The sequence below is a fragment of the Nocardia sp. NPDC004168 genome (assembly GCF_040610355.1).
GTDB classification, from domain to species: domain Bacteria; phylum Actinomycetota; class Actinomycetes; order Mycobacteriales; family Mycobacteriaceae; genus Nocardia; species Nocardia sichangensis.
In genome coordinates this window covers 289,180-314,296 of the sequence record NZ_JBEXME010000007.1, presented here as the reverse complement: position 1 = coordinate 314,296, position 25,117 = coordinate 289,180, and the positions used below count along the sequence as shown (strand labels likewise).

Here is a 25,117-nt window from a genome sequence, read left to right as displayed (position 1 = left end):
TTGCATTGAAGGGCTCGACGATGGCGATGCTCGGCATCGCCGCGACCGCGGCATTCGGCATGACCGCCGCCCCCGCGACCGCTGACCCGGTGGCGGACAAATCTCGTGTCGTCGGCACCGAGGACGGCTGGGAGTTGCGGATCAGCAAGACCGCCGAAGACGTGCAGCGCGTACCCAATCTCGCCGCGACACCGTTCACCAGGGAAGGATTCGTCACCTTGTCGGCCGCGGCCGACATCGGCGGCGAGGGCCGGGAGGCGGTGAACTCCGGAACGCTGCAATTGGGATACCAGATCGGCTGCCAGATAGACGTTTCCAACGGCCTGACCGTGGGCATCTCCGCCGCTATCGGCCCGAGCGCCACGGTGACCGTCGCCCCCTCACCCGGCCTCGGGGTCGGCGGCAGCGCGCTGGCCCTGCCGAGCATGTCGACGACCATCAAGCCGGGTACCATCAACAGCATCACGCTGGGGACGAAACCGCTTGCCGGACCGCACGGTTCGATCTCCGTCGATCAGATCCAAATCAAGATCGATGCGTGCGCGGGCGCGGTGAGCCTGCGCTCGTTCGCGATCGTGTCGATATCCACGGCCACGGCGGACAATTCGGTCGCGCTCTACGGTGACCCGATATGGCTGTGACGCACGGGCGAGCGCCGCGACGCTGGATGGCGCCGATCGGCGTGTCGGTTTCGCTGATCATCGCCGCGGCAACCGCCTCCGCCGATCCGATCGTGCCGGTCGGCCCGGGACCGAGCTGCGGCGAACCACCCTCCTCCGCCACCGCTTGCGGCAACGACAAGCCCGTACCCGGGACGCGCGGCGGGCCCGCCGCGCCGCCACCGGCACTGCCGTTGCAAGTGCTGGCGCCCCCGCCCGCCAAGTCGGCACCCAATACCAATACCCCCGCAGGTGCGCTGGTTCCGCCCGCGCCGGGACCGGGCTCGGGCACCCCGATCGTTCCGGTCGGATAGCCAACGGGCCGGTCGCCGTTGCTCCGCCGGGCACGGCGATCGGCCTCGTCGATTCACCGCGAGCAGGATCGCCGCGGGACATGCGCGCACAGATCGGCTCCGCCCACTCGCTCGCACAGCGGTGTGATTCCGCCGCTTCTCCCCCGGTCGGCACCAGGATCTCTCCGGGACTGTGATCCACCGAGAACCGATATCCCGCAGGGCATATCGGCCGCGCTGGAATCTGGATGAATTTATTGCTCATCGCAGCGAATCGTCGCAGCTCAGGAGCGGTCGTCCAGGGTGAACGACGCGGGCTGTGAACGGCCTACGGCCTCGTTCGAGGTCGATAATTCCGATGTCCGAAGGCTGGTCGACCCGCCAGTCGGGTGATTCGCCGTTGATCACGACCACCGAACAGGAATCACCGCCGATGAGTTTCCTCTGGTACATCCCGAATCAGGTCACGCCGGGACACCGCGGCGACACCATCGTGGCCGACCACAACAGCCTCGACACCCTGACCGCTCAGGCGAAGGCGCTCGAGGAGCACGGGTGGCAGGGCGCGTTGCTCGGCACCGGGTGGGGTCGCCCGGACACACTCACCGTCGCAACGGCTCTCGCCGCCAGGACCACGAGATTCGAGCCGCTGATCGCGATCAGACCGGGCTACTGGCGTCCGGCGAACTTCGCATCGGCCGCGGCGACCCTCGACCACCTCTCCGGCGGCCGGGTGCGAGTGAACATCGTGTCGGGTAAGGACGATCTCGCGGCCTACGGCGAGACCGAGGGCGATCAGGCCGAGCGTTACGCCCGCACCAAAGAGTTCCTCCAACTCGTCCGTCGGCTGTGGACGGAGGAGAACGTCACCTACCGTGGTGAGTACTACCAGGTCAGCAATTCCACCGCGCTGCCGAGGATCGTCCCGCGCGGCGAGCGCCGCCACCCGAAGCTCTACTTCGGCGGTGCGTCGGCGGCCGCGGAGCGGGTAGCGGCGACCGAGGCCGACGTCCAGCTCTTCTGGGGCGAGCCCCTGTCGGGAGTCAGGGAGCGGATCGAGCGCCTGCGGTCGCTGAGCGAGGAACTCGGTCGCGAGCATGCGCCACTGGAGTTCGGCCTGCGGGTCACCACTTTCGTCCGCGACACCACCGAGCAGGCCTGGGCCGAGGCGGAGGCGAAGGTCGCGGAGATGGCCGACAACCACCACGCCCCCGTGCCGAACCCACATCGCCGGACGGCCGTGGGACAGCAGCGACTGCTGGATCTGGCCGCGAAGGGCGAGGTGCTCGACGACAACCTCTACACCACACCCGGGAAGTTCGGCGCGGGTGGCGCCGGGACCACCTGGCTGGTCGGCTCCCCCGAAGACGTCGCCAAGTCGCTGCGCAAGTACCAGGATCTCGGCATCACGCACTTCGTGCTCTCCGACACCCCGTATCTGCGCGAGATCGAGCGCCAAGGCAACCAGCTGCTTCCGTTGCTGCGAGAGTGACGAGACCGAGACGGGGCAGCGCCCGCGCTGCCCCTCCCAACCGCTTGCGCGGGGTCAGAGTTTCAGGCCGGTCCCGTGCACGCCGTGCTCGTCGATGAGGGCGAGTTCGTCGTCGGTGAACGCGGGGAAGTTCGACGCCGCGATGTTGTGGTCGAGCTGCGCGGTGGAACTCGCGCCGATCAGCGCCGAAGTCACTTCGGGGCGCCGCAGCACCCACTGCAGCGCCAGCTGCGCGAGCGACTGGCCGCGCGCCCGGGCGATCTTGTCGAGCGCGGCGGTGCGCTGCCGGTAGGTCTCGTCGATGACGTCCGGCGACAGGAAGCTGCTGTTGCGCGCCCGCGCCCCGTCGGGAATCGTCTCCAGGTACTTGTCGGTCAACAGGCCCTGGGCCAGCGGCGAGTAGACGATCGTGCCGAAGCCGTCCTGGCGGGCGGTGTCCAGCAGGCCGTTTCGTTCGGGGCGGCGGTCGTAGATCGAGTAACGCGCCTGGTGGATCAGCAGCGGGACGCCCGCCCTCCGGAGCAACTCGGCGGCCTCGTGGGTGCGGTCGGGCGCGTAGTTGGACAGGCCGATGTACAGCGCCTTGCCTTGTTGCACCGCGCCGACCAGCGCGCCGACCGTCTCCTCCAGCGGCGTGCTCGGATCCGGGCTGTGATGGTAGAAGATGTCGACGTACTCGGTGCCCAGGTCGCGCAGGCTGTGTTCGAGCGAGGTGAGGATCGACTTGCGCGAACCGCCCCTGAGGTAAGGGCTGGGCCCGATCGGGTTGCCCGCCTTGGTCGAGAGGATCAGCTCGTCGCGATAGGGAGCGAGGTCCTTGGCGAGCACCGCCCCGAAGTTCTTCTGGGCGGCGCGATGCGGGGGACCGTAGCGGTCGGCGTTGTCGAAATGCGTGATGCCGAGATCGAAAGCGTGCAGGATGATCTCGCGTTGCGTCGCGAACGGGTAATCGGTGCCGAACTTCTGCCACAAGCCGAAGGCGAAGGCGGGAAGGTCGAGGCCGGAGTTGCCGGTCCGGCGGTACGGGACCTTCTCGTACCGGTCGTCGGCGGCGGCATAGGTCAGATCGAAGGGGCCATAACTCATCGGTGTGTATCTCTTCCTTTCGATGCGCGATCACGGAGAGTGGACCACTTCCGTCCCCGCCGTTGCGACCGGTCGGCTCACGCTGATCGAAACCCATGGTCGCCGGGCACGGCCACCCGGGGTATTTCCCATCGATCGAGCTGATCCGAATCGTTGACACCCCGTGCGCGATGACGGTCGTGCCCGTGCCCGTAGCGCCGCTCACCGCCGTGGCCACGTGTTATCCGAAGCCACTGATTCCCGCGCGGCGACCCGCCATTGATCCGGCCGAGGCCGGTGATTCCCGCCATGGTCATCGTCGGGCGGGTACGCGCAGGTTCGCGCGTTGCACGGCACGACATTCGCGCATGGAGAGAAACGGGAGACGATGGCACCGAACCCACTGCACCTCGGCGTCGCGCTCGACGGGGCGGGCTGGCATCCGGCCGCATGGCGGGAGCCGAACTCCCGGCCCGCCGAGCTGTTCAGCCCCGGTTACTGGACCGGATTGGTCGCGACGGCCGAACGGGCACTGCTCGATTTCGTGAGCATCGAGGACAGCCTGCGAATCCCCGGTGAGCGGCACGCACCGTCCGACGACGCCGTCGATCAGGTGCGAGCCAGGCTCGACGCCCATCTGATCGCCGCGCGGGTCGCCCCGGTCACCCGGCACATCGGGCTCATCCCGACCGTGACGACCACGCACACCGAACCCTTCCACGTCTCCAAGTCGATCGCCACGCTCGATTACACGTCGCGTGGCCGGGCGGGCTGGCAGGCGCGGGTGTCCGGGACGGCCGAGGAGGCGGCCCACTTCGGACGTCGATCGGTGCGTGATCTCAGCACCGCCGAAATCGCGGAAGCGATCGCTTCCGGGAGCTTTCCCGGCCACGTCCATGATCTGTTCGACGAAGCCGCCGACGCCGTCGAAGTGGTACGGCGGTTGTGGGACAGCTGGGAAGACGACGCGGAGATCCGCGATGTGGCCACCCGCCGGTTCATCGATCGCGACAAGCTGCACTACATCGACTTCGAGGGCCGCTTCTTCAGCGTCCGTGGGCCATCGATCACGCCGCGTCCGCCCCAAGGGCAGCCGGTGGTGGCGGCTCTGGCGCACGGCCCGCTGATCTACGAATTCGCCGCCCGCGGTGCGGATCTGGTCTTCGTCACGCCCACGCGCGACGAAGGCCCCGGCCCGATCCTGGAGCAAGTCGCGTCCGCCGCGGCCCGAGTGGGACGCGCCGGTGAGCCGCTGCGGGTCTATGCCGACATCACCGTCTTCCTCGACACCGACGAGGAGCCGGGTCCGCAGCGGCTGTCCCGGTTGAGCGACCTCGCGCGTGCCGAATTCGATTCCGACGCCCCTGTCTTCGCGGGAAGTGCGGACGAACTCGCCGATCTGCTCACCGACTGGAGCGAGCGGGGGATCGACGGGTTCCGTTTGCGTCCCGGCGTGGCGGTCGACGATCTGGCAGCGGTGGCCGACCGGCTCGTGCCCGCGCTGCAACGGCGCGGTGTGTTCCGCACCGGCTACCCGGACGGCTCGCTGCGCGCGCTGCTCGGCCTGCCCACCGACGTCCCCAATCGTTACGCGACTGCCTGAGCGAGGTCACCATGAGCACCCCCCGTAAGCAGATCATCCTGGGCGCCTATCTCGGCGGCGTCAACCATCACACCGCCTGGTGGCATCCGGAGGCGGGCAGCCAGATCGATTTCAGCAGTTTCGAACACACCGCGCGCACCGCCGAACGCGGCAAGTTCGATTTCTTCTTCCTCGCCGAAGGGCTCATCCTGCGCGAACGCGCGGGCAAGATCTTCGATCAGGACATCATCGGCCGTCCCGACACATTCACCGTGCTCGCCTCGATCGCCGCGGTCACCGAGCATCTCGGGCTCGCGGGCACCATCAACGCCACCTTCAACGAGCCCTACGAACTGGCCCGGCAGTTCGCCAGCCTGGACCATCTCTCTGGCGGCCGCGCCGCCTGGAACGTCGTGACCTCGTTCGACGCATTCACCGGCCAGAACTTCCGGCGCGGCGGATTCCTCGATCCCGCCGACCGCTACGCCCGCGCCGAGGAGACGCTGAATGCCGTTCGCGCCCTGTGGGATTCGTGGGACGCGAACGACATCGTCGCCGACAAGGACGCCGGACGGTTTCTGGCTCGGCCGGATGCCGGGGCATTCGCTTTCCGCGGCAGCCAGTTCGACATCTCCGGTCGTTTCACCGTGCCGCGCAGCCCGCAGGGCAGGCCGGTGATCCTGCAAGCCGGTGTGTCGCCGCAAGGGCGAGCCTTCGCCGCCGCCAATGCCGACGCCATCTTCTCCCCGTACGGCAAATTGCCCGAGGCGGCGGACTTCTACCGCGATATCAAGTCGCGCGCGGTAGCGGCGGGGCGGGCGGCCGACGACATCAAGATTCTGCCGTCGGCGAGTTTCGTTCTCGGGGACACCGAGGCCGAGGCGATCGAGAAATACCATGCCGTCCGCAACGAGCAGGTCACCGGGCAGACCGCGTTGATTCTGCTGGAGCAGATCTGGAACCGCGACCTGTCCGGCTACGATCCGGAAGGGCCGGTGCCCGACATCGATCCGGACCCCGACGCTCCGCCGATCATCCAGGGCCGCGCCTTCGTGCATCAAGACCGCTTCGCCACCGCCGAACGTCTGCGCCAGGTCGCCGAGACGAAGAAGCTCTCGCTGCGCGAGGTGGTGATCGACCAATTCGAGCGCGGTCCCTTGGTCGGAACCCCCGCACAGGTCGCGGAGAAGATCGACACTTTCGTTCAGAACGACGGGTCCGACGGTTTCATTCTCGGTTCGCACCTCGTGCCATGGGGCCTGGACGAATTCGTCGACCGAGTGGTGCCGCTGTTGCAGGACCGTGGTGCATTGCGCACCGAGTACACCGGGACCACCCTGCGTGACAATCTCGGCCTCCCGAACGTGCGCTCGGCGAAGACGGTTTCGGCCGACGCCTGAGTTCGCGGCGGCGGCCCGTGGTATCGACCGCGAGCGCCGCCGCCCACGCCTGCCACGTCCGGCATCGAACGCCACCGATGCCGGACGTGGCGGCGCGGGAGCGTGGACACCCGCCATCGGTGGCAGGGCCGGAAGTGACCCGGGATCACGCCCCGTCGGGTCCGGGTTCGCCGAGAACCTCCAAGGCCTCCTCGAGAGTGGCGACGTAGGGAGCCTCGGGCGGTAGCCGGACCGTGGACCAGCCCGGCCCGGCGACCAGCAGCCGCGCCGCCGCCTCTCGCACTGCCCGAAGCGTTCCCGCGGTGGCGGTCGCGGGCAGCTGCGACCAGAGCACGAGTACGCAGGGCCGATCATGGCGCGCCAAGGCTTCGGTCAAAGCCGAGTCGGGCACCGCCGCGCCCAGCAACAACGCGACGACGCCCCGCTCGGCCAGCGCGGCACGCAATACTTCCAGGGGCAGCACGTGGTTCTCCCCCGCGGTGCAGGCCAAGAGCACCGGCGGTTGCGAACCCGGACGCCGGACCGGCGGGAACATGCGGTGCAATCCCGCGATCACCGCCCAGGACAACAGATGTTCCACTTCGATCAGCCCCCGACCGGCGTCCTGTGCCGCGACGATCGTCTCGAATGCCGGACGACACAACCTGTTCCACGTCGCGACCACACCGTCGCGCGCCAGCGGAGCCATGATCAGAGTCAGCGCGACATCGGGTTCCAGTTGTTCGGCGGCGACCAGGAGAGCGCTGCGACCCTCTGATACTCGCGGAGCTTCGGCGAGCGCCTGCTGTGCCGCACCGGCCGGTGTGGCGCCCGCTTCGATGAGCGCGATCATCCTCCGCAAGGTCGCGATGTCGGATTCGGAATAGCGGCGGTGCGCTCCCGGCCGATGCCTCGGCGGGCCGATCGCGTACCGCTGGTTCCAGCTGCGCAGGGTGGCGACCGGAACGCCCAGCCGCTTCGCCACCGCGCCCACCGCGTACCGGGCGGACCCCTGGTCAACCATCGCGGGACCGCATCCGCCGCATGTCTCCCGCTCCTTTCGGAAGAATTCGAATGATGCATCGATTTTGCATCAAAAATGGCGTAGCGTGAAGCCTTGCAAGCCCGAGCACCAAAGGAGGGACGTCATGGATCGACCCACTCTCACGCGATCGGTGGGGCTGACCACCGGCGTCGGCGCGGCGTGGCTGGGCATGCTGTTCGCCGCACCCGCCGCCACCGCCGCCCCCGCGGAGTGCCCCGCACCCGGCCTCGCCGCGACGCAGACCGCCGACAGCACCGCCTCCTGCTCGGCGAGCAGTGGCGCGGGGGGCGCCGCGGCGGCCTACGGCTTCGACGCGGACGCCACCGCGGACGCCGCACCGAACAGCCTGTCCCTGGCCATCGCGCAGAACGGCGGGGTGGCGACCTCGAACTCGACATACCTGTCCGGCCCGGCCGCGATCGCCGTCGGACCCGGCGCGACGGTCACGACCACCGGCGCGCGCCCAGGGTTGTCGATAGGCATCGCCGGTCCCGGTGCGACGGTCACGGTTACCGGCACCTCGACGCCGACCTGCGCGGGCGGGTTCGGCTTCGCGGGCGACTTCCAGACATTGCAGGGCTGCTTTTCGCCTCGATAGTGCATCGTTATGCGTAGCATCTCAGACATGCGGGTAGTTGCCCGAGGCGTGGAAGGGGATCGGGAATGAGCATCACGTGGTCCGAATCGACAGCGACCGAACCGGTCGGCGGCATCCCGGCACTGGGAGCCGCCCCCTTCTCGCAGTGGCGGGAAGCGGTGCGGTGGGCAGTACTCGGCGAGCTGGAAGATTTCCTCCTGCGGGCATGCCCCGCGCCGCTTCATCGCCTCGGCGCACACGACGTTCTGCGGCAATACGCCACAGGCGGGAAGTGCTTGCGGTCGACGTTCATGTACCTCGGCTGGCTGTGCGGCGGACCGGACGATCCGGCAGCGCTGCGAGCGGCCGCCGGTCTGGAACTGCTGCACGCGTTCGCGTTGCTCCAGGACGACGTCATGGACCGGTCCGCGACGCGACGCGGCGCCCCGTCCGCACATGTCCGGTTCGCCAGGGCGCACCGCGGCATCGGCGCGCCCGGCTCTTCCACCAGGTACGGCGAGTCCGCGGCGATCCTGCTCGGGGACATGTGCCTGGTGTGGGCGGAGCAGATGCTCCGCGAAAGCGGGCTCGCCGAGTCCGCGCTCGCGCACGCGTGGCCGCGCTACGACAACATGCGGGTGGAACTCGCGACAGGCCAGTTCGCGGATCTGCTCAACGACGCGCGCACCGAGCCCGCGCTGGCCTCGGTCCTGGCGATCGCACGGGTCAAGTCCGGCAACTACACGGTGCGATGCCCGTTGGAGATGGGCGCCGCGATGGCGGGCTGCGATGCGGCCGTCCTGGACGCGCTCGGCCGGTACGGCGCCGCGGTCGGCGAGGCATTCCAGTTGCGTGACGACATTCTGGGCATCTTCGGGTCGCAGGCCGTGACCGGCAAACCCGCGGACGGCGATCTCGGGGAACGCACCGCGACCAGCGTCGTGGTCCTCGCACGCGAAATGGCGGCCCCCTCGGCCCGAACCGAATTGTCCCGGCTCCTCCATCGGCTCCACCTCGGTCCCGCGGAGGTCGACCGCGCCAGGATGCTGATCATCGAGTCCGGGGCGCCCGAGAGGATCGAGACGATGATCGCCGACTTGCTCGCTTGCGCCGAAAACGCTTTGCACACAGCGAATTTCAGCGCACCGATGCGCGCGACACTGAAGCACATGGCCACCGCATGCACCGAACGCGTTGCCTGACCGGGAGGTTTTCCTCGATGCGCACCGTCGAAGGCCCGACCGACCGGGTGGTGGTCGTCGGAGCCGGGCTCGCGGGATTGTCCGCGGCCCTGCATTTGGCAGGCCGCTCCCGCGAAGTGATCGTCGTGGAACGCGAAGCCGTACCGGGCGGCCGCGCCGGGCAGGCCGATCCGGCAGGTTATCGCCTCGACACCGGCCCGACGGTTCTGACCATGCCCGATATCGTCGAAAGCGTCTTCGCGGCCGCCGGGGCGCGCAGCGCTGACTATTTGCAGTTGGCGCCCGTGGAACCGGCGTATCGGGCACATTTCGCCGGAGGCCGTTGGCTGGAGGTACACACCGACGCCGCGCGGATGGAAGCGGAGATCCGCCGGTTCGCCGGCGCCGACCAGGCCGACGGCTATCGCCGCCTGCGGCGTTGGCTGACCCGCTTGTACCGAGCCGAGATGGACCGGTTCATCGCGGCGAACTTCGACTCACCGCTGTCCATGGTGACCCCCGCTCTCGCCCGGCTGATCGCCTTGGGTGGTTTCGGCCGCTGGGATCGCGCCGTCGCGCGCTACATTCCCGACCCGGAATTGCGGCGTGTCTTCACCTTTCAATCGCTGTACGCGGGCGTCGCGCCCAGCCGGGCGCGGGCCGCCTACGCGGTCATCGCCTACATGGACACCGTCGGCGGTGTGTTCTTTCCGCGCGGTGGGATGCGTGCGCTCCCCGAGGCGCTGGCCGCCGCGGCGACCGAGGCCGGTGTCCGATTCCGTTATGGCACCACCGTGACCGCCCTGGAGCGCACGGGCTCGCGGATCACCGGGGTACGCACCGACGACGGCGACCGAATCTCGTGCGACGCAGTGGTATTGACGACCGAACTGCACGAGGCCTATCGCATGATCGCGCGCACACCACGTCGACCGGTGCCGCTGACCTCCGCGCCATCGGCGGTGATCGTCCATCTGGGGTGTGCGCCCACGGCCGGGATAGCGCACCACAATCTGCTGTTCGGCGCCGCCTGGGAGGAGTCGTTCCACGACATCGTCGTCCGCGGGCAGGTGATGCGCGATCCTTCGCTGCTGGTCACCCGTCCCTCGGCTACCGATCCGTCTACGGCTCCGCCCGGACGGGACCTGCTGTATGTGCTCGCCCCGGTGCCGAACCTGGAACGCGGCCGAATCGATTGGGAGCGGGCGGGAGCCAGCTATGCCGAGCAACTACTCGAGGTCGCTCAGGATCGTCTCGGCTCGGTCTTCGGCGATGCCGAGATACTGCGCGTGGACACACCGGCCGACTGGGCGCGCCGCGGCATGCTCGCCGGGAGCCCGTTCGCGCTGGCGCATACGTTCGCCCAAACCGGTCCGTTCCGACCGGCCAACATGATCCGCGGTGTCGACAATGCCGTATTGGCCGGCGGCTCTACCGTGCCGGGGGTGGGGATCCCGCCGGTGCTGATCTCCGGCCGACTGGCCGCGGATCGCATCAGCGGCCTCCAGCCCGTGCGGCCGCGCCGCATCGGCGCCGCGTTCGCCACCAGCCGCATCGATCGACAACTGTGATCGGAATCGAGATGACCCGCACCGACCTCGACACCACCCGGCTCAGCGACCAGCGACTGCACCGGTCCTACCGGTACTGCCGCCGGCTCAACGCACGCCATGGAAAGACCTTCTTCCTCGCGACCCGTTTGCTCGCACCGGATCAGCGCCCCGCGGTCCACGCCCTATACGGATTCGCCCGCCGAGCCGACGACATCCTCGACGAGTTCGACCCGCGTCTCGATATCGCCGAACGTGCCCGGCGGCTCGAGGAACTCGCGGGCCGTTTCCGCGACCGCGCCGCCGACACCGACGCCGTTCTCCCGGCGGTTCTGGACACTGCCGATCGCTATCGCATTCCAGCGGAGCTGTTCGACGCCTTCCTCACATCGATGCGGATGGATTTGACCGTGACCGACTATCCCGATCGCGCCGCCCTCGACACCTACGTCTACGGGTCGGCCGAAGTGATCGGATTGCAGTTGTTGCCGATCCTGGGCGCCACTCGCGCCGATGCGGCCGCGCCGTATGCCGCCGCGCTCGGCAAGGCATTCCAGCTGACCAACTTCCTGCGGGATGTCGGCGAAGACCTGCTGCGTGACCGGGTGTACCTACCCGCCGACGAACTGGCCGCGTTCGACGTCGATCGCGATCTCTTGCGCTGGTGCGTGTCCCGGCGGCGTACCGAGCCCCGGGTACGCAGCGCGCTGGCGGCGCAAATCGCCCGCACTCGCGACATCTACCGCTTCGCCGCTGCCGGAATCGCCCTGCTGCACCGCCGTTCGCGCCCCTGCGTCGCGACGGCGACGACGCTGTACTCGGAGATCCTCGACCGCATCGAGGACAGCGACTTCGCGGTGTTCGATCACCGCGCCGCCGTGCCGAACCGGCGGCGAGCGCGAGTCGGCGCGACCGGCCTGGTCGAGGCGTGGTGGGCACGCCGAGCGGGCCGGTGATCGCTGCGGCGACAACGGTGCCGCGTCGCGCGATGGACTTCCACCACCCGGTGCGGACCTGCCTGTCCCGGAGACGGATTCGTTGTCCCGAGCGCGGCGGCTGGTCGTCAGTATCCTGATGTCGTGATTACGCTCAGAAAAGAAGACGGTGCCGCGGACCTCGCGGGTATCACGAAATTGAGTGTGGGAGTGAGCTGGGATCCGTCGTCCGGAACGAGCGGCGGCGCACTCGGCTGGGCACGCCGCAAACGCGGTGTCGACCTCGATCTGATCGCGGTCCTCATGCAGGGCAACGACCCGGTGCGCTTCGCGGGACTCGATTCGCTGGACCCGTTGGGCAACGGCTCGGTCGCGCACACCGGTGACGAGCAGACCGGCGCCGCTTCCGGTGACGACGAGACCATCCACGTCACCTTCGCCGACGTCCCCACCGCGATCGACGCCATCGTCTTCGTCGCGGCCGCCTTCAAGAAGGGCAGTTCTTTCGACAAGGCGAACAACATCTCCTTCAAGATCTACGACGCCACCGGCGGCAACAGCCAGCAAGTCGCCGACATCTGGCCCTCGCTGCTCGGCACCGACAACGCCAACGCGGTCGCTCGCGCCTTCCGCAACGGCGCTGTGTGGCAGCTGGAAGTCCTCAATCGCCAAGGCAAGATCAAGCAGGGCGACATGCAGGCGCTGTTGCGCTTCGCCATGCAATAGCACCTGCGGGTGCCACGCGTCGCGGTCCGCGTGGCCCACCCGCAAACCGATCGCAACAAGTGTCCACGTCTTCGAATCGCTGCGATAAGCGGATTCCGGCAATCAGTGGACAGCACCCAGTTACTCTGGGTCGATGCGATCTCGGTTCCGTCGGTACGTCCTGGCCGCGCTCGCCGCCGCGGCATCCACCCTGCTTCTCGCCACGCAATCCGCGGCCATCCCGCCGATACAGCCGGTCGCCGGCCTACCGGCGCTGGGCGGAGACTTCCTGTGGGGCGTATCGACCTCCGGCTTCCAGTCCGAAGGTCATGCGCCGGACAGCAATTGGACCCGATACGTCGGCGCGACGCCTGGCTACGACGCCCTCGGCGATTCCGTCGACTTCTACGGCCGCTATGCCTCCGACATCCAGCTCGCGGCGGACCTGGGCGTGCGGGTGTTCCGGATCGGGATCGAATGGGCCCGAGTGCAACCCGCGCCGGGAGTGTGGGACGAAGGCGCCTTCCGCTTCTACGACGCGGTGATCTCGAGCGTCGAGCGGGCCGGTATGCGACCGATGATCACGCTCGACCACTGGGTGTATCCCGGCTGGGCCGCCGACCGAGGGGGCTGGCGCAATCCCCGCATGGTCGAGGATTGGCTGGCCAACATGCGCAACGTCGTGGACCGCTACGCGGCACGCAACCCGTTGTGGGTCACCGTGAACGAGCCCGTCGCCTACATCATGCACGAGGTCCGCCACGGCGCCGCGGATGCCGGCGAAATGCTCGAGCGGGTCGCGCAGGCACACAATGCCAGCTACGACTACATCCACCAGAAGCAGCCGGGCGCACAGGTGACCAGCAACATGGGTTACGTCGCCGGTTCGGAGGCGCAGGTGAACGGCCCGCTGATGGACCGCATCGCCGATCGGCTCGACTACGTGGGTGTCGACTACTACTTCGCCTTCGACCCCGCGCAGTCGCTGATCGAGTCCATCCTGCGGGCCAGCGGTTCGGCGATGCCCACGCTGCCCGGACCGCACATCTGGGAGCTGCCGTTGCGCACCGAAGGCATCTACTATGCGCTGCAATACTATTCGCGCCGGCTGCCCGGTAAACCGCTCTACGTCGTCGAGAACGGGATGCCGACCGAAGACGGCCGTCCACGCGCCGATGGCTATGTTCGCGGCGATCACCTTCGCGACACCGTCTATTGGATCCAGCGCGCCAAGGCCGACGGCATGAACATCATGGGCTACAACTATTGGAGCCTCACCGACAACTACGAATGGGGAAGTTACACGCCCCGTTTCGGCCTCTACACCGTGGACGTGCGTACCGACTCCTCCCTCACCCGCCGCCCCACCGACGCCGTCGGCGCCTACACGCAGGTCATCGACGCGGGCGGAGTGCCCGACGGCTACCGTCCTACCCGCGGTCCGGCCCTCTGCTTGTTCGTCGATCCCCCGGCCAGCTGCATGACTCCGGTAGCGGAGCGATAGACGGACGCGCGCACCCTGGTCGACGGTCTGCTCGAGCTCAGCGCATCGCCCCGCGACGACACGAAGTAACCGGATCCGTGGTCACGGCGTGCGCCATTTCTCGTCGGTCAACAAGGTGCTGGCCTGCGGGCCCATCAGAAGCATGCCGCCGTCTACCACGTAGGACGCGCCGGTGACATAGCTCGCCTCCGGTGCGGCGAGAAACGCCACGACGGCAGCGACCTCCTTCGCGTGCCCCGTTCGGCCCAGCGGCACGCCGGGACGCGACTGCGCTCGGGGATCGACGTCTTCCTGGCCGGTCATCGGTGTCGAAATCTCCCCCGGCGCGACCGAATTGACGGTGATGTCGTATTCGGCGAGTTCCAGCGCCAACACTTTCGTCAGTGCGCCGAGCCCTGCTTTGGCCGCGCAGTACGGTGCGGCGCCCACCCGGGGAACGTGTTCGTGCACGCTGGTGATGTTGATGATCCTGCCCCCGTTGCCCGCGGCGATCATATGTCCGGCCGCGCGCTGGGAACAGACGAACGCGCCGTCGAGGTCGACCGACAGCACGTGCCGCCAGGTGTCGAAGTCCATGTCCATCGCCTTCCGCGCTGACCCGGTACCCGCGCAGTTCACCAGCACATCGAGGCCACCGAGTTCGTCGGCGAGTTCGTCGATCACCGACCCGGCGGACGACGGGGCCGCCAAGTCGAGACGGCGCACGGCGGCGGTCCTGCCCTGTTCGCGCACCTGCGTCGCGGTGCTTTCCGCGCCGCGCTGGTCGCTGTGGAACGTCAGCCCGACATCGGTCCCGCCCGCCGCGAGCGCGACGGCGATCGAAGCACCGATTCCGGAGTCTCCCCCGGTCACCACGGCTCGCCGCGGCGTGCCTGCTCGTTCTTCCGGTAGTGGAGCTGTGGTAGCCATGTCCAGCGACTACCCGCGCGGGCACGGACCACACCGCCTCCCGCCGCCACCCCGCGCGTGACGATTCCTCCTCGACCTCGTAGCGCCGACGCGACGTTACGAGGATTCCGATCGCGGGTAACCGCCCTGGAACGAGCCGAGAGGAGGGTGCCACGATGACTGCTCCCTGGTGGCGCGATGCCGTGATCTATCAGATCTACATCCGCAGTTTCGGCGACGGCAACGGCGACGGCCTCGGCGACATCGCCGGTATCCGGTCTCGACTGACCTATTTGCGCGACCTCGGAGTGGACGCGATATGGGTTACGCCCTGGTATCCGTCGCCGATGGCGGACGGAGGATATGACGTCTCCGACTACCGCGACATCGACTACCGGTTCGGCACGCTCGCGGAGGCCGAAGAGCTGATCGCCGAGGTACACGCGCAGGATATGCGCATCATCGTGGATCTGGTCCCCAACCACACCTCGGATCAGCATCCTTGGTTTCAGCAGGCACTGGCGGCCGGGCCGGACTCGCCGGAGCGAGCCCGTTACCTCTTCCGGCACGGCGCGTCCTCCGGCGGTCCGCCGAACAATTGGCGGAGTGTGTTCGGTGGCCCTGCGTGGACCCGAGTGGCGGACGGGCAGTGGTATCTGCACCTGTTCGACGCCCACCAGCCGGACCTGGACTGGGAGCACCCGGACGTCCGTGCCGAGTTCGAGTCGATCCTGCGTTTCTGGCTGGATCGGGGCGTGGACGGCTTCCGCATCGACGTGGCGCACGGTTTGGTCAAACACCCCGATCTACCGGATATCGAAACCGATCACGAGGACATGATGGAGCCGCCGGATCGGACCGACCATCCGCACTGGGACCGGCAGGAGGTACACGAGATCTATCGCGGCTGGCGCAAGATCGCGGATTCCTATGGGCCGGATCGGGTCTTCGTCGCCGAAGCGTGGGTGGCCAAACCCGAGCGCCTCGCCTGCTACGTGCGTCCCGACGAACTGCACACGGCATTCAACTTCGACTTTCTGCGGTGCTCCTGGCATGCCGACGCGCTGCGTGCCGTGGTCGACTGCACGACCGAGGCGTTGGACGCGGTGGGCGCGCCACCCACGTGGGTGTTGTCCAACCACGACATCACCAGGCATGTGACCCGCTACGGGCGGGCCTCCACCCGCGGCGGCGGTTCACAGCACGAACCGCACGGTCCCGTCGATGTCGGGCTGGGTCGTCGCCGCGCCAGGGCGGCGCTGCTGCTGATGCTCGCGCTCCCCGGCAGCGCCTACCTCTATCAGGGCGAGGAACTCGGCTTGGAGGAGGTCGAAGATCTCCCGCCAGAGGTGCTACAGGATCCGACTTGGGAGCGCTCCGGCCACACCGCCCGCGGCCGCGACGGGTGCCGTGTGCCACTGCCGTGGAGCGGATTCCGGCCGCCATTCGGATTCGGCCCGGTCGACACCCGTCCCTGGCTGCCGCAGCCACAGCGCTGGGTGTCGCTGACCGCCGAATTGCAGAAGCGGGAACCGGATTCGATGCTCGACCTCTATCACCGGGCGCTGCGTCTGCGCCGGGACCATCCCGCACTCGGGGAGGGCTCTTGGTCCTGGCTGCCCAGTGCGCCGGGTGTTCTGCTTCTCCGACGCTCTCCCGGCCTGGTGTGCATCGTGAACGTTTCGAACGCGCCGACCACGCTGCCCAGGCACGAGCGGCTGTTGTTGTCCAGCGAGCCTTTGCAGGACAGCGTCCTGCCCGCCGACAGCGCGGCCTGGCTGGAGGTCCCCGGCGTGGGGTAGGGCATGGTCGCCCCTCGTGTCGCTGCGCACGACCGGCAATTCGAACCCGTATCGTCGCCACCGAACAAGCAACGCGTCTCTTGCTCGTCGTGCGCTGGGTTAGGCAGTAGAAGCCATCTCGTCAGCCGACCATATTGGTAAGGAGAGCGATGTTCACCCATAACAAGGATCTCCAGTTCGAAGTTCGCGTCGACCGTCCCGATCCGCGTTTCGCGACCCTGCTGCAAGAGCAGTTCGGCGGCGCCAACGGCGAATTGAAGGCCGCCATGCAATATTTCAACCAAGCGTTCATGCTGCGTGGCAAGCACCCGAAAACCTATGACCTGTTCATGGACATCGCCACGGAGGAACTCAGCCATCTCGAAATCGTCGGCGCGATGATCACCATGTTGCTCGACGGGCTCAACGACGATTTGAAGCAAGCCAACGAGCGGTGCGACTGGATGCCGATGGTGGCGACGCCCGGCGGACGTGACCAGGTGATCCATCAGGTCGCGGTGAACCCCTTGTACTTCGCGCTCAGCGGCGGCGGACCCGTCGTCAAGGACTCCGCGGGCGTGCCCTGGTCGGGGTCGTACGTCGACGCCAACGGTGAGCCCTCGGTCGATCTGCGCAGCAACCTCGCGGCGGAGTCGCGCGCCAAGATCGTGTACGAATATCTCAAGCAGTTCACCGACGATCCCGGCGTGCAGGACACGCTTTCGTTCCTGATGACCCGCGAGATCGCACACTTCCAGCAGTTCACCGCGGCGCTGAACGAATTGCCGGTCAACTTCCCGCCCGGAGCACTGCCCGGCGACGATCGGTTCCAGAACGTGGCCTTCAACATGTCCAACGGCTCCGCGAGCGCCCGCGGCCCATGGAACGAAGGGCAGGGGCCGTGGCCCTCGGGCACGGAATGGCGCTACATCGACAATCCGGTCAGCGAATGGCTCGATTCCGACGACCGCGTGAACCATGGCGCGCAGACCAACCCGCAAGGCGAGCCCGCGGTGCACGGCACCAAACCGTTCACCCACGAATCACACATACCGGACTGACTCCCCCACGCCTGCGCCCGGAACGGAACACGGCTGTTCAGGCGTTGAGCGACGCGGCGCGCGGCACCAGGTGCCGCGCGCCGCGCGTCTTGCACTGCCGCACGGATCAATGCCGCGGCTTGCTGATCATGTCTTTGGCACGATCCATCATCGCGGCGAACGGGCCGACCAGAACGTTCGCGGCGGCGGATTCCACGCCGGGATGCGGCCGGGTCGGCGCCATCGCCTCCGCGAGCTCGACGGTCTTGCGCAGTCGTCGCAGCGTCTCGTCGTCGAGTTCCTCGCGCAGCCGGTTGAATTCCTCGCGTTCCTCATGGTCGGCATGGGCCAGCACCGCTTCGCGCAGCTTGGCCAGTCTCACCTGGAATTCCATCGAGCTGATGTCGAGCGACTCCATTTCGGCGAGCTGCTTTTTCGCCTTGTTCTCCTCTTCCAGCCGCGCGTCGACGACAGACGCGCCATCGCCCAGTTCACGCCGGGCGCGCGGGTGAATGATCTCTTCTTCGGCGGTCTCGTGCACGGCGAGCAGGCGTCGCAATTCGAAGAACTTGCTTTCGCGCTCAACAGGGTCGGAGGTGTCGGCGGTCTCGATGAACAGTTGCCGGATCCGGCCGTGCTGGTCGATGAGGAAATCGACGGCGTCGGTGGTCGAGTCGATCGTGGTTGCCATGGTTGACCTCCCTCGGGCAATCGGGACGGACTGACGAATTACGTCCGTCGCCGCGGTACCCGGCAGCGAGCACGTGAAACCGCCCGGCAGGCCGGTTACGTGCTCGCGCTGCCCGCGATGGGAGCGGGATATACCGAGGGCGGCACGCTGTGGCACCACGGGCGATGGATCTCCGAACCCGGCAGGGAAGCCAGTTCCGGTATCCAACGCCGCACGTAGTTCCCCTCGGGGTCGTAGCGTTCGGCGGTGCCGACCGCTCTCGGGTCGAAACGGCCCGCCTGCTGCCAGGTGAAGCGGTCGCTCGCCGCGTCGTCGAGCAGCCACCGGCGGAAATGCTCGGCGCCGACCCGCCAGTCCACCTGCAGTGTCGTGGTGAGGAAACTGGCGGCGATCACCCGTGCCCGCTCCGGCATCCACCCTTGCGCGGCCAGCTGCCGCATGCCCGCGTCGACGATCGGGTATCCGGTGCGGCCGTCGCGCCAGGCGCCGACGACGACCGGATCGTGCGCCTGCCGCACATCCGTACCAGCGCCGGACCGCGCGAGATCGGCCCGGGCGACGAGGAACTGGAGATGGAAGTCGCGCCGAGCGAGCTGCCGGACGAAAGCGCGGCCATCCGGCGTCGCCATGTCGGTGTGGTACGCCATTTCGGCGGCCGACAGGCAACCGAAATGCAGGTACGGCGACAGCCGGGAGCATCCCTCGCCCGTGAGGTCACCCTTGGACCGGCCGCGTGGTTGTCGCCGGTCGGCGGTGCAGCCTCGCCACAGCGCACGACCCGTGATCTCGCCTCCGACCGCCAACTGCGGTGAAACGGCCGCGTCGCCGAGTTCGTCGAATCTCGGCACGGGATCACTTTCGATGCGAGGAACGATCAATTCCGTGGGCTTTTCCAGCGGTCGTCGCTTCGGCGCCGACAACCATCGGCGAAAATAGGTCGCGAAGTCCGGAACCTCGTCGTCCGGCCGATACGGTCCGCAATCGGCGGGATCCACGGCGGTGAGGGTGGCGGGATGGGTGTGCAGCAGGCAGCTGCGCCGCGCCAGCCGTTCGCCCAGTGCCCGAAGTCGGCATCGGTTGTACCAGGTGACGTCCTCGGCGATGTGGACGCTGTCGGCGTGCACCTGTGCCGCCACCCGATCCACCGCCTCGACGTAGTCACCGTGCCGAATCACCAGTTGCCCACCGGCGCAGCGAAGCTCGGCATCGAGTTCGGCCAGCGCGGCGGAGAGGAAACGCAGTTTGTTGGCGGCCGGGCGAGTGCTGCCGACGAGCCGGTCGTCGACGACGAACAGCGGAACCACTGCCGCGCCCTCGTGTACGGCGGCCAACAAGGCCGGGTTGTCGTGGACGCGCAGGTCACGGGTGAAGAGTGCGATTGTTACGGCCATTCGAGGTTTTCGACGACAGGCATCCGTCGCGGGATCGACGACGGCGAATCGGACATTCGGCGGCGTGCCACGCCGATGCGGGCGGTATCGAAGTAACGAGCTTTACGCCAATGCTGCGCGACGGCGGCTGTCATGTCAAGTCGGGCTCGCGGCCGCGCGCCGGATCAGTGTTCGCGGAACAGATCGGTGAGCCAGGGCTCCAGGTCGGCGCTCAGTGCGGTCAGATCCGGCTCACCCGACTCGTCGAGCGCATCGGCGGTGAGCTGGCGTACGGCGTAGACGACGCCCATGTACGCGGTGACGGACAACAGTGGCTGCCGATTCCCGCTGGCGCTCTGCACCAGACCGCGGATGTACTCGGCGAACAGCCGGATCGACTTGCGCCTGCGTCGCCGGGCGGCCGGCCCGAGCCCGTCGATCTCCACCTGGTAGGCCCGCGCTACGACCAGGTCGTTCTGCAGGGAGCCGAGGTACTGGCCGAGGGCGTCGGCGACGATGGATCTGCGATCCCGGCCCTTGAGGTCCGCGGCGGTCAGCTGGGTCAGCAGCACTTGGATGAAGCGGTCGTAGCCCGCGAATACGCACTCGTCCTTGTTGGCGAAAGCGTCGTAGAACGCCGCCAAGGACACTCCGGCCCGCTTGGCGACATCGGTGGGACCGAATCCGGCGTAACCGCGGGCGGCGAGCAGTTCGGTCACGGCGACCAGCAACCGTTCCCGCTGCGCCGCCATCACCTGCTCCCGCCCCAGATTGTGGCGCCCCCGCGGCAACGCGGCGGGAAGTGTGAAGAACACTCCGTCTCGCACCGGAACGATCGGTGCGTCAGCGTCGGCGGGCGCGGCGGACACCCCTGCAGACTACCGAGCCGGTCGGACCCGGGTATGGGTGCGGCTTCACTGGGTAGCCCCAGCACATGACCGACACACCACTCGCACTCGTCACGGGAGCCTCCAGCGGTATCGGTTTGGAACTGGCCCGGCGGTTCACCGAACACGACCACGACGTCGTGATCGCGGCGGAGGACGACGCCATCTCCGCGCCCACCCGGCCCCACGTCCGTTGAATCCGGAAGGGCAGACGGCGGAGCAGGTACAACGGACCGCGAGCGACGCCTTGGTCGCCGACGGCGTGCACCTCCTGCCCGCTGACGTCACGACCGCGAGCCTCGACCTGGAGCCGGCCGACTGGGAACGATTTCGCCGACACTGGGAAGACTTGCACCCGGACGTCTACGCCGACGCCCGTGGCACGCGCAGGCTGCGCCGGTACGGCCGGTTCTCGCTCACCGGTTCGGCCGGTCGCATCGGCCTGCTGTCGTCGGATTCGTTCGTGCAGCCCGAGGAATCCAACCCGCTCTATATCGGCGTGGACCGCACTTTCGAGCCCTTGACCGACGCATTCGTGACCGACCCTGTTTTCGTGGCGGTGCTGCGACTGCTCGCGCGATTGGCGACGGCGCTGGACGGCCCGGCGCGGTGGAGCGCGAAAGTACATCCCTTCCGGGTCATCGCCTCGGCGGACGCGGACGGCCTGCCTACACCGGAAGGCCGCCACCGCGACGGCGTCACCTTGGTCTCCTCGCTTCTGGTTGGACGGCAGAATGCCCTGGGCGGCGCGAGTTCGGTGTTCGATCCGAGCGGACGACGACTGCTGCGGACCACCCTCGATCGGCCGGGAACGCTGCTGCTCGGCGATGACCGCCGCACCTTGCACAGTGTTTCGCCGGTGCGTCCGGTGGATCGGAGCCGCCCCGCCTATCGCGATGTCTTGGTGGTGACGTTCGCGCCGGGCTGAGGACCGCCGAATCGTGGTCATGGCCCGATCCGTCGTCGACCATGGCGTGGCCCGGATGGTTTGCCTGCCCGGGCCACGCGCAACGGTCAGCCGAGCGGCAACTCCAGGCAGGACGGGGCGCCATCCGGTGCACTGACGGTGATCGTCGAACCGACCTTGTTCGCGCTGGAATACAGCGGATCCATGCCGTCGAGGACGAGCATCAACCGATGGCCGTCGGGGAGATCGTAGGCGGCTGCTTGCAGCTCCCACGAAACGGTCGCGGGCAGACCGGACTCCGTCGTCTTCGGTTCGTGGGTGATGATTCTCGCCGAGCCGTTCTCGTCGACATCGAGCAGATAGGCGACCACCGTCGCGGACTCGTGGGTGCTGTCGATGGTCACTTGCAACCGCGGGATCCCGCGGATCTGCCTGGCGACGCCGCCTCGTGCTGCGAGCAGCGGCCCCGTCGACCAGACGAGGGCATGACCGCGGTCGATCTCATCGATCCGGTAGACCTTGGGATTGCCCGACCACTCCTCCTGGCCCGTCGTCATGAGCTTGTCCATGGCGACGACCTCGGGCTCCTCGCCCACCGTGAAACTGCGTTGCCAACCGCCCGTGGAATCGGGGGTCAGCACACCGTCGCCGCCCTCACGCTCATCGGTCAAGACCAGCACTTCCGTATCGGTGGTGACGTCCGCCCACGAGGCCTTCTCCTCGCGCCGCGCCGGTTCGACGATCACGTTCTTGCCGTTCCCGGCGCCTGGAGTGGTCACGTAGGTGAACATGACCTGATTGCTGATCTCCGGCCACGCGTCGACGCCGTTGTCCTCGTCCTTCAGGTAGTGATCGAGCCAGGCGTATGCCTCGCGCAGTGGCTCGTTCGGGCCCGCACCGGGCATGGGTGGAGCGATCAGGCCGGGGCCTTCCGGCGCCGCGTGGTCGCCGATCCACATGTTCAGCCGTTTCGGGCGCGGAAGCTTCTCGAAGGTCTCCAGCACCTGGTTCACCGGGAAAAGCCCCTCGTGCCAGGTATTCGAGAAGAAGGTCGGAATATCACGGGAGCCGACATAGCGTTCCGGTGCGCGTTCGGTGCCCCACTCGACAACCGGATTCATGTCCACACCCTCGGCGAACTTCGCCAGGATCTCCAATGCTTCTTCGTCGAACTTCTCCGCCTGCTCGCCACCGGTCAGGCCGATCAGTGCCTCGACGGCCTTCAGATGGCGGGTGCCGTTGTCGTACAGACTGGTGGCGAGGTTGCCCCAGGTACTCAGCGCGACGACGACGTCGACCCGGTCATCGTGCGCGGCCACGAGCTGACTGATGCCCGAGCCATAGGACTCACCCATGAAGGCGATGCCGCTGGGGGCGAGTTCGTCTATCGCGTAGTCGAGCACCTTCTTGCCGTCGGCCCGATCCCATGGACCAGCGACATCGACGGTGCCTTCGGACGTGCCGAACCACGGCAGGTTCGTTCCCGGTGTGGCGGTCCAGCCGATTCCGCGCGGCGTGTAGGCCAGCACGTGATAGCCCTTCCACGCGAGGGTGAGATAGGCGTACTCGAACAAGGGCCAGCCGACGGGTGTCCACCCGGCGGGGAAGACCACCAGCGGGCACGGCCGGGTGGTGGTCTGACGCAGCATGTGCGCCGACAGACCGATCCCGCCCGCCCCTTCGATGCGCGGGAACGTCGGCACGGCGACGTTCAGCGCCCGGTTCACCAGGTCGTCCACGTCATCGGGCACCAGCCCCTTGCCACTGCGCTTACGCACGGCGCTCACCAAGTTCGACGCGAACTGCACCGCTTCCGGGCGCACCTGCCCTTGGGCGTCCCAGGGCCCCTGGACTGCGATCCGGGCGAGCTGTTCGGACGTGGTCCCGACGATCGGATCTCCTTGTGACATCGGCGTCATCGATCCTTCCTGCCAGTTGCTACGGAACTGCGGACCGCAGCAGCGTGACATGACACATGATCCGATCTCGCCAGATCCGACAATGCGTTTCCCGTTCGCAATAGACCGTTGACCAGCGGAAACATTGCAAGATTCGACTATCCGCCGCGACCATCGCGAACGGCCCGGGCACCATCCGCGCAAACTTGCCGACCATGTGAACATGCATCGAGTGCGCCGTGGCCGGCGCCCAGCGAGTCGTTCACCACGACCGATTATCGGCAATTGCGGGTCGACCGGCGCGGCAACCGGCACGAAAGTCGGGACCCGAGACCTCGTGGTTCGGCTGCCGCGCCGGGCAAGGGTTACTGCTTCTCGGCGCCCAGTTTCACCGGAATGGACAGGGGTCCGACGGTGAAGAACGACGGCGAGTACGGGATTTCGTCGGGGTCGATGGCGAGTTCCAGGTTCGGCAGCCGACGGTACAGCGAGGCGAGCGCGAGACGGCCCTCCAGGCGGGCCAGGCCCGCGCCGATGCAGTACCGCGGCCCGTGACCGAATCCGAGATGTCCGCCGCGCTGCTCCCTGGTGATGTCGAACTCGTTCGCGGTCTCGCCGTATTCGGCCGGGTCGATCCCGCAGGCCTGGTACGCGACACCGACCGCCTGGCCCTTGGGTATGGCGACTCCGGCCACGGTCACGTCCGTCAGCGTGAATCGCCAGCTCGTCATCATCACCGAATGGCGATAGCGCACAGTCTCTTCGACCACATCACCCCAGCGGTCTTCCGCCTTCGCGAGGGCGAGCTGCTCAGGGTGTCGCGACAGCGCCAGAATGGCGTGCCCGAGCAGATGCACCGTGGTCTCGTGCCCGGCCACCAGCATGATCCACAGAACGGCGACCAGTTCGTCGGCCGTGAGTTTGTCGTCCCGATCGCGAGCTTGGACCAGACCGGTGGTGAGGTCGTCGCCGGGCTTTTCCTGTTTCCGGTCCGCCAGTTCGTACAGGTACGTCATCAGCGAGTTCTGCGTCGCGAATGCTTCCTCCGGCGGTGTGGTGTGGGCCAGCAGGGTTGCGGTCCAGCGTCGCAGCCGGTCCCGCTCCGGCTCAGGCACCCCGAACAGTTCGCAGATCACCGCCATCGGCAGCGCTTCGGTGAAGGTGGGCACCAGATCGACGCCGTCACCGGCGGCGATCACGTCGTCCAGCAATCGGTCGATGATCGCCTGGATGCGCGGCTCGAGCGCCTGCACCCGGCCCGGCGTGAACGCCTTGCTGATCAGACCCCGCAGCCGCCGGTGGTCGTCACCGTCCTTGGTGGACAGGTGATCACCCTGCACGACGGCGCGCAGCGGCCAGTCCTCCGCGATCGAACCGTCGTGCAGGGCCGGCCAATGCTTCGGATCCCGCGCGAAGGTCTTGTTGTCCCCGGCGAGGATCTCACGCACCGCGTCGTGCGTCAGGGCCAGGTAGGCGGGCACGCCGCCGGGGAACTCCACCTCGACCACCGGCGCGATCTCCCGGAGCCGGATGCAGGTGTCCAGCAGATCCTCGTTCGCCGCGGGGAATGCGGGCAGGCTGGTTGTCATCGGTTTCCCTTCTGCGCATGAACCCTCCGGCCGCCGTGATGACGGTCGTCGCACGAGTATCGAAGCGGGTCCGTTCGAGGTGCCGGTCAATTGGCGAAT

General features: G+C 67.7%; 22 protein-coding genes and 1 pseudogene. 15 read left to right on the top strand and 8 right to left on the bottom strand.

The genetic code is table 11. The features are described from left to right. The first annotated feature begins 5 nt into the window (after positions 1 to 5). From ABZW96_RS16945 to ABZW96_RS16935, 3 genes are all read left to right on the top strand, one after another. Positions 6 to 641 (top strand): MspA family porin, encoded by a 636-nt coding sequence (locus ABZW96_RS16945; RefSeq protein ID WP_355075518.1) that lies wholly within the window; start codon positions 6 to 8, stop codon positions 639 to 641. Then, complete coding sequence (locus ABZW96_RS16940) at positions 632 to 973, top strand: hypothetical protein (RefSeq protein ID WP_355075516.1); 342 nt, start codon at positions 632 to 634, stop codon at positions 971 to 973. Before ABZW96_RS16945 ends, ABZW96_RS16940 begins: the two co-directional genes overlap by 10 nt. A gap of 412 nt (positions 974 to 1,385) precedes the next feature. Further along, on the top strand, positions 1,386 to 2,444 hold the full coding sequence (locus ABZW96_RS16935; protein ID WP_355075560.1) for an LLM class flavin-dependent oxidoreductase: 1,059 nt from the start codon (positions 1,386 to 1,388) through the stop codon (positions 2,442 to 2,444). A 54-nt stretch (positions 2,445 to 2,498) separates the two neighbouring features. On the opposite strand, the gene ABZW96_RS16930 is transcribed toward ABZW96_RS16935, so the two are convergent. Next, positions 2,499 to 3,530 carry an aldo/keto reductase gene (locus ABZW96_RS16930; protein WP_355075514.1) on the bottom strand — a complete coding sequence of 344 codons (1,032 nt, stop codon included), beginning with the start codon at positions 3,528 to 3,530 and terminating at the stop codon, positions 2,499 to 2,501. Positions 3,531 to 3,897: 367 nt separating this feature from the next. On the opposite strand from ABZW96_RS16930, the gene ABZW96_RS16925 reads away from it, so the two are divergent. Further along, positions 3,898 to 5,112 carry an LLM class flavin-dependent oxidoreductase gene (locus ABZW96_RS16925; protein WP_355075512.1) on the top strand — a complete coding sequence of 405 codons (1,215 nt, stop codon included), beginning with the start codon at positions 3,898 to 3,900 and terminating at the stop codon, positions 5,110 to 5,112. Positions 5,113 to 5,123: 11 nt separating this feature from the next. Next, positions 5,124 to 6,491, top strand: a complete 1,368-nt coding sequence (locus tag ABZW96_RS16920) for an NtaA/DmoA family FMN-dependent monooxygenase (protein ID WP_355075511.1) — start codon at positions 5,124 to 5,126, stop codon at positions 6,489 to 6,491. A gap of 145 nt (positions 6,492 to 6,636) precedes the next feature. Here ABZW96_RS16920 and ABZW96_RS16915 read toward each other — a convergent pair whose 3' ends face one another. Beyond that, entirely contained in the window at positions 6,637 to 7,494 is an 858-nt protein-coding gene (locus tag ABZW96_RS16915) for a MerR family transcriptional regulator (protein ID WP_355075509.1), read from the bottom strand. 124 nt (positions 7,495 to 7,618) lie between these two features. On the opposite strand from ABZW96_RS16915, the gene ABZW96_RS16910 reads away from it, so the two are divergent. The 6 genes from ABZW96_RS16910 (at position 7,619) to ABZW96_RS16885 (ending at position 13,967) form a co-directional block, all read left to right on the top strand. After that, positions 7,619 to 8,113, top strand: a complete 495-nt coding sequence (locus ABZW96_RS16910; RefSeq protein WP_355075507.1) for a DUF6764 family protein — start codon at positions 7,619 to 7,621, stop codon at positions 8,111 to 8,113. A 71-nt stretch (positions 8,114 to 8,184) separates the two neighbouring features. Further along, on the top strand, positions 8,185 to 9,294 hold the full coding sequence (locus ABZW96_RS16905; RefSeq protein ID WP_355075558.1) for a polyprenyl synthetase family protein: 1,110 nt from the start codon (positions 8,185 to 8,187) through the stop codon (positions 9,292 to 9,294). Positions 9,295 to 9,311: 17 nt separating this feature from the next. Beyond that, on the top strand, positions 9,312 to 10,844 hold the full coding sequence (crtI, locus tag ABZW96_RS16900) for a phytoene desaturase family protein (RefSeq protein WP_355075505.1): 1,533 nt from the start codon (positions 9,312 to 9,314) through the stop codon (positions 10,842 to 10,844). 11 nt (positions 10,845 to 10,855) lie between these two features. Next, on the top strand, positions 10,856 to 11,779 hold the full coding sequence (locus ABZW96_RS16895; protein WP_355075503.1) for a phytoene/squalene synthase family protein: 924 nt from the start codon (positions 10,856 to 10,858) through the stop codon (positions 11,777 to 11,779). Between the two features lie 123 nt (positions 11,780 to 11,902). Beyond that, positions 11,903 to 12,484 (top strand): TerD family protein, encoded by a 582-nt coding sequence (locus tag ABZW96_RS16890; protein ID WP_355075501.1) that lies wholly within the window; start codon positions 11,903 to 11,905, stop codon positions 12,482 to 12,484. 133 nt (positions 12,485 to 12,617) lie between these two features. Further along, positions 12,618 to 13,967 carry a family 1 glycosylhydrolase gene (locus ABZW96_RS16885; RefSeq protein WP_355075499.1) on the top strand — a complete coding sequence of 450 codons (1,350 nt, stop codon included), beginning with the start codon at positions 12,618 to 12,620 and terminating at the stop codon, positions 13,965 to 13,967. Between the two features lie 81 nt (positions 13,968 to 14,048). Here ABZW96_RS16885 and ABZW96_RS16880 read toward each other — a convergent pair whose 3' ends face one another. After that, positions 14,049 to 14,876 (bottom strand): SDR family oxidoreductase, encoded by an 828-nt coding sequence (locus tag ABZW96_RS16880; RefSeq protein WP_355075497.1) that lies wholly within the window; start codon positions 14,874 to 14,876, stop codon positions 14,049 to 14,051. 155 nt (positions 14,877 to 15,031) lie between these two features. On the opposite strand from ABZW96_RS16880, the gene ABZW96_RS16875 reads away from it, so the two are divergent. Together ABZW96_RS16875 and ABZW96_RS16870 are read left to right on the top strand one after the other, a co-directional pair. After that, positions 15,032 to 16,657, top strand: coding sequence for a glycoside hydrolase family 13 protein (locus tag ABZW96_RS16875; protein ID WP_355075496.1), 1,626 nt, complete (start codon positions 15,032 to 15,034; stop codon positions 16,655 to 16,657). A gap of 149 nt (positions 16,658 to 16,806) precedes the next feature. Next, the gene (locus ABZW96_RS16870) at positions 16,807 to 17,697 is read left to right on the top strand and encodes a manganese catalase family protein (protein WP_355075495.1); all 891 of its coding nucleotides are present in this window, start codon (positions 16,807 to 16,809) and stop codon (positions 17,695 to 17,697) included. A 106-nt stretch (positions 17,698 to 17,803) separates the two neighbouring features. On the opposite strand, the gene ABZW96_RS16865 is transcribed toward ABZW96_RS16870, so the two are convergent. The 3 genes from ABZW96_RS16865 to ABZW96_RS16855 all read right to left on the bottom strand — a co-directional run bounded on the left by ABZW96_RS16865 (position 17,804) and on the right by ABZW96_RS16855 (position 20,606). Further along, positions 17,804 to 18,367, bottom strand: coding sequence for a hemerythrin domain-containing protein (locus tag ABZW96_RS16865; RefSeq protein WP_355075494.1), 564 nt, complete (start codon positions 18,365 to 18,367; stop codon positions 17,804 to 17,806). 95 nt (positions 18,368 to 18,462) lie between these two features. Then, positions 18,463 to 19,758, bottom strand: coding sequence for an FAD-binding domain-containing protein (locus tag ABZW96_RS16860; protein ID WP_355075493.1), 1,296 nt, complete (start codon positions 19,756 to 19,758; stop codon positions 18,463 to 18,465). Positions 19,759 to 19,922: 164 nt separating this feature from the next. Beyond that, on the bottom strand, positions 19,923 to 20,606 hold the full coding sequence (locus ABZW96_RS16855) for a TetR/AcrR family transcriptional regulator (protein ID WP_355075491.1): 684 nt from the start codon (positions 20,604 to 20,606) through the stop codon (positions 19,923 to 19,925). Positions 20,607 to 20,671: 65 nt separating this feature from the next. Between ABZW96_RS16855 and ABZW96_RS16850 the strand changes: the two are divergent. Further along, positions 20,672 to 20,808 (top strand): annotated as a pseudogene (locus ABZW96_RS16850) (SDR family NAD(P)-dependent oxidoreductase); the annotation flags it as partial. A gap of 9 nt (positions 20,809 to 20,817) precedes the next feature. Further along, positions 20,818 to 21,552: a 2OG-Fe dioxygenase family protein gene (locus ABZW96_RS16845; RefSeq protein WP_355075489.1), complete on the top strand. Its 735-nt coding sequence runs from the start codon at positions 20,818 to 20,820 to the stop codon at positions 21,550 to 21,552. A gap of 86 nt (positions 21,553 to 21,638) precedes the next feature. Here ABZW96_RS16845 and ABZW96_RS16840 read toward each other — a convergent pair whose 3' ends face one another. Continuing rightward, positions 21,639 to 23,441, bottom strand: coding sequence for a CocE/NonD family hydrolase (locus tag ABZW96_RS16840; RefSeq protein ID WP_355075487.1), 1,803 nt, complete (start codon positions 23,439 to 23,441; stop codon positions 21,639 to 21,641). A 353-nt stretch (positions 23,442 to 23,794) separates the two neighbouring features. Then, positions 23,795 to 25,018 carry a cytochrome P450 gene (locus ABZW96_RS16835; RefSeq protein WP_355075486.1) on the bottom strand — a complete coding sequence of 408 codons (1,224 nt, stop codon included), beginning with the start codon at positions 25,016 to 25,018 and terminating at the stop codon, positions 23,795 to 23,797. Positions 25,019 to 25,117: the final 99 nt, after the last annotated feature.

Bases quoted from the DNA above. Each gene is read 5' to 3' on its own strand.
- ABZW96_RS16885 (WP_355075499.1), top strand. From the start codon at position 12,618: ATGCGATCTCGGTTCCGTCGGTACGTCCTGGCCGCGCTCGCCGCCGCG.
- crtI (WP_355075505.1), top strand. From the start codon at position 9,312: ATGCGCACCGTCGAAGGCCCGACCGACCGGGTGGTGGTCGTCGGAGCC.
- ABZW96_RS16925 (WP_355075512.1), top strand. From the start codon at position 3,898: ATGGCACCGAACCCACTGCACCTCGGCGTCGCGCTCGACGGGGCGGGC.
- ABZW96_RS16865 (WP_355075494.1), bottom strand. From the start codon at position 18,367: ATGGCAACCACGATCGACTCGACCACCGACGCCGTCGATTTCCTCATC.
- ABZW96_RS16930 (WP_355075514.1), bottom strand. From the start codon at position 3,530: ATGAGTTATGGCCCCTTCGATCTGACCTATGCCGCCGCCGACGACCGG.
- ABZW96_RS16935 (WP_355075560.1), top strand. From the start codon at position 1,386: ATGAGTTTCCTCTGGTACATCCCGAATCAGGTCACGCCGGGACACCGC.
- ABZW96_RS16920 (WP_355075511.1), top strand. From the start codon at position 5,124: ATGAGCACCCCCCGTAAGCAGATCATCCTGGGCGCCTATCTCGGCGGC.
- ABZW96_RS16860 (WP_355075493.1), bottom strand. From the start codon at position 19,758: ATGGCCGTAACAATCGCACTCTTCACCCGTGACCTGCGCGTCCACGAC.
- ABZW96_RS16870 (WP_355075495.1), top strand. From the start codon at position 16,807: ATGTTCACCCATAACAAGGATCTCCAGTTCGAAGTTCGCGTCGACCGT.
- ABZW96_RS16835 (WP_355075486.1), bottom strand. From the start codon at position 25,018: ATGACAACCAGCCTGCCCGCATTCCCCGCGGCGAACGAGGATCTGCTG.
- ABZW96_RS16910 (WP_355075507.1), top strand. From the start codon at position 7,619: ATGGATCGACCCACTCTCACGCGATCGGTGGGGCTGACCACCGGCGTC.
- ABZW96_RS16875 (WP_355075496.1), top strand. From the start codon at position 15,032: ATGACTGCTCCCTGGTGGCGCGATGCCGTGATCTATCAGATCTACATC.
- ABZW96_RS16895 (WP_355075503.1), top strand. From the start codon at position 10,856: ATGACCCGCACCGACCTCGACACCACCCGGCTCAGCGACCAGCGACTG.
- ABZW96_RS16915 (WP_355075509.1), bottom strand. From the start codon at position 7,494: ATGGTTGACCAGGGGTCCGCCCGGTACGCGGTGGGCGCGGTGGCGAAG.
- ABZW96_RS16840 (WP_355075487.1), bottom strand. From the start codon at position 23,441: ATGTCACAAGGAGATCCGATCGTCGGGACCACGTCCGAACAGCTCGCC.
- ABZW96_RS16940 (WP_355075516.1), top strand. From the start codon at position 632: ATGGCTGTGACGCACGGGCGAGCGCCGCGACGCTGGATGGCGCCGATC.
- ABZW96_RS16880 (WP_355075497.1), bottom strand. From the start codon at position 14,876: ATGGCTACCACAGCTCCACTACCGGAAGAACGAGCAGGCACGCCGCGG.